The organism is Paenibacillus oryzae (assembly GCF_001675045.1).
Taxonomy (GTDB): Bacteria; Bacillota; Bacilli; order Paenibacillales; family Paenibacillaceae; genus Pristimantibacillus; species Pristimantibacillus oryzae.
This window is the reverse complement of the sequence record NZ_LYPA01000043.1, coordinates 170,519-181,661: the sequence shown is the minus strand read 5'-3', so window position 1 is coordinate 181,661 and position 11,143 is coordinate 170,519. Positions and strand designations below refer to the sequence as shown.

The 11,143-nt window shown below is 52.2% G+C and carries 10 protein-coding genes; all 10 read right to left on the bottom strand.

The annotated features are described in order from the left end of the window. Positions 1-201 precede the first annotated feature (201 nt). On the bottom strand, positions 202-1,092 hold the full coding sequence (locus A7K91_RS07685) for an alpha/beta fold hydrolase (protein ID WP_068681318.1): 891 nt from the start codon (positions 1,090-1,092) through the stop codon (positions 202-204). Between the two features lie 2 nt (positions 1,093-1,094). After that, positions 1,095-1,673, bottom strand: a complete 579-nt coding sequence (locus tag A7K91_RS07680; protein ID WP_068681316.1) for a TetR/AcrR family transcriptional regulator — start codon at positions 1,671-1,673, stop codon at positions 1,095-1,097. Positions 1,674-1,824: 151 nt separating this feature from the next. Further along, complete coding sequence (locus tag A7K91_RS07675) at positions 1,825-2,538, bottom strand: adenosylcobinamide amidohydrolase (protein ID WP_068681314.1); 714 nt, start codon at positions 2,536-2,538, stop codon at positions 1,825-1,827. Then, the gene (locus tag A7K91_RS07670) at positions 2,535-5,297 is read right to left on the bottom strand and encodes a cobyric acid synthase (protein ID WP_068681313.1); all 2,763 of its coding nucleotides are present in this window, start codon (positions 5,295-5,297) and stop codon (positions 2,535-2,537) included. The genes A7K91_RS07675 and A7K91_RS07670 overlap by 4 nt, the downstream gene beginning before the upstream one ends. Before the next feature lie 17 nt (positions 5,298-5,314). After that, entirely contained in the window at positions 5,315-6,139 is an 825-nt protein-coding gene (gene cobS / locus A7K91_RS07665; RefSeq protein WP_082967296.1) for an adenosylcobinamide-GDP ribazoletransferase, read from the bottom strand. Continuing rightward, positions 6,121-7,101 (bottom strand): adenosylcobinamide-phosphate synthase CbiB, encoded by a 981-nt coding sequence (gene cbiB, locus A7K91_RS07660; RefSeq protein ID WP_068681311.1) that lies wholly within the window; start codon positions 7,099-7,101, stop codon positions 6,121-6,123. Before cbiB ends, cobS begins: the two co-directional genes overlap by 19 nt. Further along, positions 7,101-7,829, bottom strand: a complete 729-nt coding sequence (cobU, locus tag A7K91_RS07655) for a bifunctional adenosylcobinamide kinase/adenosylcobinamide-phosphate guanylyltransferase (protein ID WP_245697331.1) — start codon at positions 7,827-7,829, stop codon at positions 7,101-7,103. The genes cbiB and cobU overlap by 1 nt, the downstream gene beginning before the upstream one ends. A gap of 415 nt (positions 7,830-8,244) precedes the next feature. Further along, positions 8,245-9,336, bottom strand: coding sequence for a nicotinate-nucleotide--dimethylbenzimidazole phosphoribosyltransferase (cobT, locus tag A7K91_RS07650; protein ID WP_245697328.1), 1,092 nt, complete (start codon positions 9,334-9,336; stop codon positions 8,245-8,247). Between the two features lie 20 nt (positions 9,337-9,356). Beyond that, complete coding sequence (locus A7K91_RS07645) at positions 9,357-10,136, bottom strand: ABC transporter ATP-binding protein (protein WP_245697319.1); 780 nt, start codon at positions 10,134-10,136, stop codon at positions 9,357-9,359. Beyond that, positions 10,133-11,137 carry a FecCD family ABC transporter permease gene (locus tag A7K91_RS07640; RefSeq protein ID WP_245697318.1) on the bottom strand — a complete coding sequence of 335 codons (1,005 nt, stop codon included), beginning with the start codon at positions 11,135-11,137 and terminating at the stop codon, positions 10,133-10,135. Before A7K91_RS07640 ends, A7K91_RS07645 begins: the two co-directional genes overlap by 4 nt. Between the last annotated feature and the right edge of the window lie 6 nt (positions 11,138-11,143).

The following is an 11,143-nucleotide window of genomic DNA, read 5'->3' as shown; positions in this document are numbered from 1 at the left end:
TTCTATGTCTTGGTGGCCAGTTTATTCAAGCATAGATTCTCACCATTACCAGTTAATCTCGCGAACTGCATAAGTCATGTTTACTATACAATCAGATTTTCCGCATGAATTGATTAGCTCACTCGTTAATGGAATGGGATGAACCATCCTCACGGCGGCCTGGCCCCCTGTCAACACTTCTTAGTTTAACTTAAATAGACCTCATCCATGCTCCAATAAAAATTCCCGAATTACTTTGTTCACGTATTCCCGTTGCTCAAGCATTAAGCAATGCCCAGCGCCTTGAACGATGTAAACCGTTGCTTCCGGCAAAACCTGTTTCACTTGTTGGTTGACCTGTCCGGCATCGTAAAGCTTCTCCTCGTCGCCTGCCATAAACAGAACCGGAGAATTCAGGTTTTTCCACGCCTCTTTTTCAATCACCCGTGGAACAACGGGAAGCTGCGATTTTCCATGCATATAAGCGGCGATGATCAAGTGCATTACATGCGGCGGGAGAGTGTAACCTTTAGCGCAAAACCACTTCCATGCCCTTTGAATTCGCTCAGTCTTCGGGAACAACAGCGCAGGATACACTTTAAAAAGCAGTTTGACAAATGGAGCTGGCAAAAAGGATGCGGCGGGTGCAAGCAGTACCAATCGCCGGATCTTTTCCGGATGGGCTGAAGCATAATTGGAGCAAAACCAGCCGCCCATGGAGTGGCCGATAAAAATAGCTTTTTCCAGCCCCATAACATCCAGCAGCTGATTCATCCAGCAGATGGCATCCTCCGGGGTTTGAATTTTTTTAGCCACTTTGCTTTTTCCAAAGTCTCCTGGCGTGTCCACGCAATAAACCCGAAATCCGCTTAACGCCTCAATCGTTGGATACCATAAGGCCGAGTTGCTTGTCATGCCATGGAACATCACGATTGGCTCTCCCTGCTTCGGACCACATGCGATGACATGACAGCCGCCATAATCCGTCTGGATCTCCATCGTTTCATAGGGCACAGGCCAATGTTCCATAACCCGCTCATAAGCATCCATAAATAAACGCAAGCCTGCATCACTTTTAAAAACCGGCAAATATTGCGGCTTCTTCGTTGTCATTTCTAATCCTCCAGGCTTGTCGGGATCAAGACGGCTCTGATAGCAATTTGAAGCAGCTCGAATTGGTCCGCTAACTGAATATTATCCCATCCGTTAATGATGCTTTCCAAATAAACGCCGTCCAAAAAGGAGATCAGCCAATTTACAATCGTTTCAATAGGCTTGGATGGCTGAAACTCATTCTGCTGAATTCCCCTTTGAATCAAGCTCAATAAATGGTTATGTACCGCGCGGCGCCGCTCTTCGATCAACACGCGGCGTTTCTCATCCCTGCGTCCAACGATAAAATATTCGAACATACAGGGAGCCAGCCCTCCCTCCACTTGCCTTGCCCGCCTCTCCTGCTCATTAAGAAATACGACAAGCAACTCCCAAGCGCTTACAGTCTGATTGACGGCCGTATTTGCCTCCATCTCCTGAAACTGGCTGCGTAGCAAAGCCAGAAAAACGTCCTCTTTGTTGGAGTAATACAAATAAACGCCGCCAAAGCTTCGTCCGGAGCACTCTACTATTTCCTTCATGGAGGCCCCTTCATATCCTTTTTCTATAAAAACAGCTTTTGCCGCTTCCAATATTTCCATACGTATTGCTTCCTTTTGCTGGGACGATAGCTTAGGCATAATTAACAGATTCACTCCCTTAATAAATAAAAACGAGAACATTCTCTTTTATTATAAAGAGAATGCTCTCGTTTTACAATTCAAAGCTCAACCCCTTTTTAAAAGAGGAGGATCAGCTTTGATGGTTTGGCGTTCCGGCAGCCTCCAGCACACTTTGGTAAACCGCTTCGCCAATGGCGCAGCCAATGGTTGTTGCCGCTCCGGCATAAGCGTGAACCGCTCCATTCATCGGCTGCTGGCTGACGCCAATTGCAATGGCATCGGTGGTTGTGCCTGTCGCTCCATGGCTTGTTCCATGCTCCATAATACCTAAATCCTGCAATGCTGCGGCTTTGGCTTCTGTTGCCGTGATGACCGCATTCACCATCGCCGATTCTGTCATAGCGCCATGTATGACCAGCATCGTGTTGATCGTACCCGGCATATATGCGGAATACGTATGGCGGGGGACGCCGGCCCGCGCCGCATTTCGCGTGCCGGCTGTTGTACACGCCAACAGGTTAAAGCAGTCGCCCTCCACCTCCTGAACGGAGGCTTGATGCAGATCAGCTGCCGTTATAAAAGCTACGGTTTCCTCCACAAGAAGCCCCCATCCGGAACAACGGCGGATAAGGTCCTCATGCGGATTATCACAATGATAATGAATAGGAACATGCCAGTTGACCATCGTATTTGCCCATGAAAATCCCCCCGGTAGAATCGCGCTGCTTAACGTGTGAAGCTGCATCGAAGCATGAAGCTGAATGCGGTCCTCTAGCAGCTCAAGGCGAAGCCCCGGCCATAAATGTGAACGATAGAGGGAGCCGCTGACAAAAGGCTGAGTCATAATTGATCTCTCCCCCGAAGGCCGGCAATTTCATAAATAAGCGGCAGGTTCAAATGATTTCGCGCGTGCTCCGCCAGCCGATCGAAGGCCAACTCCCGTCTGCTTCTGAATTGCAGCGCTGATGGCAGCTCCGGCCAATTCCTATGTCGGCGCAACTCATTAAGCCAGCTTCTGCGAAAGCCGTCATTATGAAAAATGCCATGTATAAACGTGCCCCACACCTTGCCGTCTTCACTGCACAAACCTTCCTCTTTGATAAGGGGCTTTGCGTTTGCACTTACAGCTTCTCTATTGCTCCCTTTGATTACGGCTTCCCGTACAAAAAAAGGCTTGTGCAAGGAAGCGGCCCCGCTTTGCATAACCAGCTCACCCATATGAATTTCGTAGCCCGAAATCGGGTAGCTCTCTCCGTTTGGCGTTAACATGGCGTTGCCTTCTACTCGGACCGTCTTTTTTTCCGCTGCAAAAATCGTTTCAAACGGAAAAATCTCCAGTGCTTGCATAACGGAGGCTTCGCTTTCGACGCCGAGGGGGTCTATCAGCTTGGCTCCCAGCATCTCATATCCGCCGCATATGCCAACGACGGAGCCACCGCCTTCAACATAACGTATGAGCGGTTCCTCCAGTCCTTGCGTCCTCAACCAGCGAAGCGCTTCAAACGTATTTTTGCAGCCGGGCAAAATAACCGCGTCAGGCTCGCCCCATTCCTCCGGCTTATCCACATAACGCAAAGCAACGTCCTCTTCCGCATCCAGAGGGTCAAAGTCGGTGAAGTTAGACATAGTGGGAAGTGAGATGACGGCGATATCAAGCTTTTTCCTCAACGCTCCCGGTAAAGCAGCTTTTCTGCGATTGGCCCCGTTAAGCGACAGCGAATCCTCGGCCTCCAGCCCCAGCTCCGGCAAATAAGGCAATACGCCAAGCACGGGTTTGCCTGTTTTGGATTCAAGCCAATCCAGTCCCGGCTTGAGCAAGGCGATATCGCCGCGAAATTTGTTGATGATAAAGCCGCAAACGCGGTCGCGCTCCTCCGGCTCCAATAGCTCCAGCGTTCCAACGATAGAGGCAAAAACACCACCCCGGTCAATATCGCTGACAAGGATGACGGGCGCGTCTCCCCATGCCGCCATATTCATATTGACGATATCCCGATCCTTGAGATTGATCTCGGCAGGGCTTCCCGCCCCTTCCATAACAACAATTTGGGAGCTTTCCCTTAAGCGCTGCAGCGCTTCACGCACAATAGCCCCGGCTACAGGCAAATATTGCTCCCTATAGGCCTTAGCCTTTAGGTTCCCCAACGGCTTGCCATGCACGACAACCTGCGAGGCCATCTCGCCGGACGGCTTTAGCAAAATGGGATTCATGTCGGTCGTAGCCGCAATTCCGCAAGCATCCGCCTGCATGCCCTGAGCTACCCCAATCTCCTTGCCATCGAGCGTTACATAAGCGTTAAGCGACATATTTTGCGACTTAAACGGCTTTGTCACGTATCCATCCTGCGTAAAAATGCGGCATAAAGCAGTCGTAACCATACTTTTGCCAACGTCGGATGCGGTTCCCTGAATCATGAGCGTAGCGGCAAGCTTCGGCTTTGCGGCATCTGGTACATTACTATCCCTATTCAGTAGTTTCTGGTCGCCAAAACGCTGGTTTTGCGCTAACGAGGAATGCGTATCACAGGGGAAACATTCATCCAGCGCCTCCAGTAAGCGAAGATTATGTGACCTCAGCTTGACCGCCACCCGTATGCTCCTGCCGTCAAGCCCCGGAAACCGCGAAGCGTTGCGAATCAATACGCCGCGCCGGCCCATTTCCCGTTGCAATTGCCCGGCATCTAAAGCCGTATTTTCCGGCAAATGCAGCAATAAATAATTGGTCGCGCTATCCATTGCCTGCAAGCCGCGGTTTTGCAGCTGTTCGGCAAGCCACCTCCGTTCTTCAGGCAGCCACCTTAGCGTTTTTTGCTCAAACTCCCCTTCGTCCAGCATCGCCACTCCAATTTCCTGGGCCAACGAATTAACGCTCCATGGAACCTGAAGCCTGCGCATCGCCTGAATGATTGACGGAGCAGCAGCAGCATAGCCCAGCCGAATGCCTGGGATGCTGTAAAACTTCGTCATAGAACGGGTAACGATCAGCCGCTCGTGATCGACAACACGTTGAAGAACGCTCCATTCCTGCTCATCCGGCACAAAATCCATAAACGCTTCATCCACCAAAACAGAAGCCCCGCTATCCAGAATCATCTCAATGAGACGCGGGTCAACCAGCGCTCCCGTTGGATTATTGGGAGAGCCCAGCACATAAAGTGAAGCCCCGGATTCCGCTAACGCTGTGCGCACCTCATCTTCCGCAAGCCGGAACTGATTGCTTCGCTTTAAAGGAATTTCATAAAGCTCGCAGCCGATTTTGGACAAAGCATCCCCGTATTCCTGAAAGCATGGCACGGCAAGAGCCGCCTTGACGGGACTTAAAACTCGCACCGCCAGATCAATCAGCTCCGCTGCCCCGTTTCCTGCCAGTAAATAATCCTCCGGAATGCCATGGCGGAGAGCCAGCTTGCTGCTCAGCCTTCGAGCAGCAGGATCGGGATAAGCGGAAATACGCTTGGCGTAATCCATCAGCACTTCGCCAACCGCAGCAGGCGGGCCAAGCGGATTCATATTGGAGCTGAAATCCGTAAATGCGGATGGCTCAAGCCCAAATTCCTCCTTCGCCGTCGTTAAATCTCCTCCATGTCCAAAACGCTCCAGCATGTTTTATCACCGCTTTCTTAAAGTAGCAATAGCAGGATCGCCAGCAGCACGGCGGCTTCCACTGCTTCATTCATGGCTCCGTACGTATCGCCTGTCAAACCTCCAAGCTTTCGGTTAAGCCAAATCCCCATGACGCCGCCAACAATAAATGCCGCAAACACGCATAGAGCTATTAGTATAAGAGCTTCTTTTAAGTTAATGCCAATAATCATTAATGCTATTAATGATAAGAAAACCGCCAATATAACTGCCGGCACCGCACCCCTATAATTAACGCCGCTAAATAATCGTCCAAGTCCGCTGTCAGGGGTAGCCGGACGCCAGCAAGCCATTGCAACAGTCATCCATGTCCGGCTCCAAAGGGAAGACAGCAAAACCGCAGCAATTAGCGCCGAGCTGCCGCTATTTACCGACAGATTGCTGTAGGTAAACAGCTCCATCAGAATAGTTATTTTCAAAAACAGAAGAAGGACAGCGGCCAAAACGCCCATTGCGCCTACGCGGCTGTCCTTCATAATTTCAAGCATTTTTTCTCTGGACCTATGGCTAAGCACGCCGTCCGCCGTATCCATCCATCCGTCCATATGAAGGCCGCCGCTAAGCGCAAGCCATCCCGCAAGACTTAATACCGCCGCCGGTCCTGCAGGAAGCAGCTGCGCCAGCAGCCAGGACCAGGCCGCCGCTAACAAGCCAATAGCGGTACCCGCCAACGGAAAATAGACTGAGGCCAAAGACAATACGTGACGCTCGAACGGAACGGAGACGGGAACCGGAATTCGGGTTAAAAATTGAAAGGCCGCCGCAATAGCTTGGGCATGCCTTTTCAAACCAGACAAAGCCATAAAACAATCACCCCTATCCATACCAATGCGCTAACCATATACAATAAGGAAACGGTAGAGAGTATATCTTTCGGTTTAATGGAGCGGGTAGCCCAGCCCATAACAGCGCGGTTGCTGGTGATTCCGCCATATGTATTAGTGCCGCCTAGCTGAATGCCGACGGCCCCTGCCACCGCCGATTCCGGGATTCCGCTATTGGGACTGGGATGGCCCCCCGCAAAACGAAACATAGCGTGAACGGCCTTGCCGCTTTTCATGCCCGGAAGCAGCAGAGCGGCAAGGGCAAGCAGCACGCCGCAAAGCCTTGCCGGAATCCAGTTCAGCACATCGTCGGTTCTGGCGGAAAACCAGCCAAAATAACGATATTTTTCATTCCGGTAACCAACCATGGAATCCAGTGTATTTGTTGCCCGATAAGCTATGGCAAGAGGAGCTCCGCCCAATAAGGCAAAAAAAACAGGAGCAACAAACGCATCCACCGTATTTTCAGCAACGGTCTCCACCGCAGCGCGCGATGTTTCACCTTCGCCAAGCTGTGTTGTATCGCGCCCGACAATATAACCGGCATATTTGCGCGCTTCCGCCATATCACCTCGAATTAAAGGCCGATAAACTTGCATGGCGGCTTGCTTCAAGCCTTTTACAGCAATCGTTGTAGAGACAAACCAGGCGGATACGCCATAACCGGCCCATGGATGAAGCCAGTCCGCAGCCCATACGATGACCCACATGCTCCCAAATGATAAACTAATGGTAGTCAGAGCCAGCAAAGCTCCCCTAAGCCTGCCCGCAACGGGCTTGTCCTGATAACGCTCTCGGTCCAGCAAACGTTCCATGGCGGAGATGAACCGTCCCATCCAGATAACGGGATGAGTCGGCCATTTGGGATCGCCCACAATCCAATCAATAAGGATGGCCGCCGCCGCAATAAGCAGCAGCTCCTGATAGGAATAAAGCAGCATCAGAAATCCTCCGGCTTGAAGGCAAGGGCCTTCAGGTCAACCGGTATGCCCGCCGTCACTAGAAAAAAACGGCTGCTTGATGCAGCAACAGCTTGATTCAGGCGGCCCGCCTCGTCGCGAAACGCTCTGCCAAGGGCATATGCAGGCACAATGCCATCCCCGACCTCGTTTGTTACGATTACTAACGGAAAAGGATATCGCTTGACGGCTTGCTCCAGCTTCTCCATTTCCTCCTGCAAGCGGCGTCCCTCTCCCTTTGTAGGCTTCTCCGTTTGGGGATGACTGGTTTTGGGATGAGTATGCAGTTTCCCATCAGTTTTGAAGACAGGCTGGTTTTCAATCCGCTGATTCTCAAATTGCTGAACGCCGGAATCAAGGTTTGCCTCAATTCCATCCTCCAGAAGCAGCATGTGGTTGGTTAGCCACAGCGTCAAGCAATCCAGCAGCACAACCGGCGGCTTTTCCTGTCGCGCCAGAAGCTCCTTGACCTCGTTTGCCAATTGATCGGAAAGCTCGTCCAGCAGCCGGCTTACCTGCAGCGGCTCCTCAATGGTCTTCCAGGAAAAACCTTCCTCCTCGCGCTGAACCTGATGACGGCCAATTCGTTCCTTCATTTCTTCGTCATAGGGCTGGCACGTTGCTATGTAAATACCTCTGCTGCCGATATGAGCCGCGTATTTTTCGGCAAAGCGGCTTTTGCCGCTGCGCGCTCCCCCGGTTATTAACACCGCCAATGCTTCCGCACCTCCGTAAGGTAAAGCTTGATCCAAAAAATAAATAGGTGACTAATCTGCACTAAGTGACTGATCTGCTCTATATCGGTCATTTATGACCGTTAAAGTCTGAAAAACATAGATTTTCCTTGTACAACGGTCACTCGCGTCCTTTAGAACTCCAAAATGACGTATGCGAGCTGAATATTGAGGAGTGACGGACGTTAATGTCCATTACAAACTAAATTCGCGCCAAAAATAGCTCCTAAAGGACATAAATGTCCGCCGCAGAAATGAAGCCGCCACCACCATCCATTTCATTTCTTCAACCTTACGCGCTGCAACTCATACAAACAATTCATTCAACAGCTTACACGTACAACTCATTTATACAGCTTATTCTTACGACATATTTCTTACTATACGCTCGTTACTCTTTGCCGCCCGATACGCCTGCACTGTCAAAGGTCGCCATTTGTCCCATCAATGCCAGCGCCGCATCCAGCAGATGGAAGCATAGCACCGCGCCCGTTCCTTCTCCCAAGCGCATATCCAGCGTTAATAGCGGGCTTAGCCCTAATTCACGCAGCAAGGCGGGATGTCCATGCTCCTGCGAAACATGGGAGCCAATCATGTAAGGCATGCACGCCGGCGCGAGGCGAGCGGCAACTAATGCCGCGGCAGTGGAAATGTATCCGTCGATAACAATCGGACAGCGCCTTGATGCCGCGCCAATTATAACGCCCGTCAAGCCGGCGATTTCCGCTCCTCCTACCTTGCTGAGCACATCGAGCGGATCGTTGCGGTCAGGGCTGTTAACTTCCAGCGCTTTCTCGACAACGGTACGCTTGCGCAACAAGCCTTCATCCGAAATTCCGGTTCCCCTGCCCACCGTATCTTCTGGCGAAAGGCCCGTCAAAGCCGAAACAATAGCCGCGCTTGCCGTCGTGTTTCCAATTCCCATTTCTCCTGTAGCAAACAAGGCAACGCCTTTATTGGCAAGCTCGTGCGCCGTTTCCACACCAGTCAGCAAAGCAGACAACGTTTCAGCCAGACTCATAGCGGGGCCTTTTGTCATATTCGCCGTACCCCAAACCGCCTTGCGGCTCACCAGCCCGGCATGCGCTAAAGGCGAGGCGACTCCTACGTCCACGCACACCACCTCTGCGCCGGCCGCCCGAGCCAACACATTAACCGCAGCGCCTCCATTCAGGAAGTTCAGCACCATTTGCAGGGTGACCCCCTGCGGGAACGCGCTGATTCCTTCCTCGCAAACGCCATGATCTCCAGCCATTACAACAACGGCCCGGCGCGACAAATCAGGCCATAGCTCTCCCGTCATTCCTGCCAGCTGCGCCGCCATTTCCTCCAGCTTGCCCAGGCTTCCCGGCGGCTTGGTCAACCTGTCGGAATGCAGCCTGGCTCTAGCAGCGGCAGCTTCGTCAAAGGAAGGAATTGCCTTTATTGCCGCAAGCAGATTTTCTCTCCTAAGCAGCGGCTCATCCATTCTTTTATCCTCCATTACTCACGCCTCCATATCCATTATAACCCTGGCTGCAGCATAATTTGCGGCGCTCCGGTGAGCGGGTGACTGACAATGAGCGCTCCGGTGCCATACAGCTCCCTGATCAATTGCTCCGTTAATACTTCAGCCGGCTCCCCCTTCGATGCAACCTTGCCGTCATGCAAGGCAATCAATTCGTCACAATAAAGGGCCGCCAGATTAAGGTCGTGCAGAACGGCTATAACGAGCAGATTTTTTTGCCGCTGCCAGCTTTTGACGATATCCAGCAGCGCAATCTGATAGCCAATATCCAGATAGGTCGTAGGTTCATCCAGCAAAAGAATGCTCGGCTGCTGCACCATCAGCTTTGCCAGCGCAACCCGCTGGCGTTCACCGCCGCTTAATTGAACCAGCCGTCTCTGCTGCAGTCCAGACAGCCCCATTGCTTCAAGCGCTTCGTCGATGATGGAGGAAGGATCATCCTCCTCGCCCCCCAGCCAGCTCTGGTAGGGAAAACGGCCCATGCCAACCACTTCCCTCACCGTAAAACCAGCGGGAGGAAGACCTCCCTGCTGAAGCACAGCAAGCTTACGGGCCAAATGCTTGCGAGGGATTTCACTCATCTCGCCGCCATTTAGCATCACCGATCCGCTGACGGGTTGTGCTGTGCCCGCCAGCAGCTGAAGCAAGGTGGACTTGCCAACGCCGTTTGGACCAATAATGCCATAAAAGCCGCCCCGTTGAAAAGATAGATTAATTCCGCTTAATACCTCATTGCCCTGTATCTGCTGGCTAACTTTAACAAGCTCTATACTCACTGACCGTCCCCCCTCTCCCCTCTCATGCGGCGGTTCAGCATCCATGCAAATACTGGTGCGCCAACAAGAGCGGTAATAACGCCGAGCGGCAGCTCCTTCGGAGACAAGGCCGTACGCGCAAGCGTATCCGCCCACAGCATAAAAATACCGCCCCCGATAGCCGACAAAGGAATCAGCAATCGGTAATCCGGTCCCAGCAGCAGCCGAATCAAATGCGGGATAACAAGACCAACAAACCCGATAACGCCGGATACAGAAACGGCCGCCGCTGTCAGGAGAGTGGAAAAAATGAGCACCACCAGCTTTGTTTTCTCCACCCGGACGCCGAGATTAGCTGCATGACGCTCGCCAAGCACCAGCAAATTAAGCGACTGGCTGTAAAAAAACAACACGGGAAGACCAATTGCAAGAAACGGCAGCACCATATATACATGGCTCCAGCTGCGAAGCGCAAGCGAGCCCATAATCCAGAACAAAATCTGATTAATAACGCCTTGCGACATCGACACCATCAACGAAACAAACGCGCCAAGAAAGGCTTGTATAATGACGCCTGATAAAATAAGCGTTTCAATGCCCATAACGCCCCTGGAGCGCGATAACGCAATAACCGCCAGCAGCGCAGTAATGCCTGTCAGGAAGGCAACCAACGGAATCGTCCAGATGCCAATTGCAAATTGCAGGCCGAATAAAATAATAAAAGCCGCCCCGACAGAGCTGCCGGAGGCGACGCCAAGTGTATAGGGATCAGCGAGAGGATTGCGCAGCACGCCCTGAAAGCCGGCTCCAGCAAGCGCGAGGCAAGCGCCTACCAGCACCGCCAGCAGCACTCTGGACAACCGGACCTGCGTAACAACCGCCACCTCGCCCTGGCTCCAGCCATGACCCTGATCGGATAGCCAAGGCAGCTGGTGAAGCAGAATGCCCCATACATCGGCGAAGGAAATGCCCGCCGAGCCGATCGACAGGCTAGCTACTATTGAAACAGCAAGAAGGAGCATAGCTGC

Bases quoted from the DNA above. Each gene is read 5' to 3' on its own strand.
- A7K91_RS07685 (WP_068681318.1), bottom strand. From the start codon at position 1,092: ATGACAACGAAGAAGCCGCAATATTTGCCGGTTTTTAAAAGTGATGCA.
- A7K91_RS07680 (WP_068681316.1), bottom strand. From the start codon at position 1,673: ATGGAAATATTGGAAGCGGCAAAAGCTGTTTTTATAGAAAAAGGATAT.
- A7K91_RS07675 (WP_068681314.1), bottom strand. From the start codon at position 2,538: ATGACTCAGCCTTTTGTCAGCGGCTCCCTCTATCGTTCACATTTATGG.
- A7K91_RS07670 (WP_068681313.1), bottom strand. From the start codon at position 5,297: ATGCTGGAGCGTTTTGGACATGGAGGAGATTTAACGACGGCGAAGGAG.
- cobS (WP_082967296.1), bottom strand. From the start codon at position 6,139: ATGGCTTTGTCTGGTTTGAAAAGGCATGCCCAAGCTATTGCGGCGGCC.
- cbiB (WP_068681311.1), bottom strand. From the start codon at position 7,101: ATGCTGCTTTATTCCTATCAGGAGCTGCTGCTTATTGCGGCGGCGGCC.
- cobT (WP_245697328.1), bottom strand. From the start codon at position 9,336: ATGGAGGATAAAAGAATGGATGAGCCGCTGCTTAGGAGAGAAAATCTG.
- A7K91_RS07640 (WP_245697318.1), bottom strand. From the start codon at position 11,137: ATGCTCCTTCTTGCTGTTTCAATAGTAGCTAGCCTGTCGATCGGCTCG.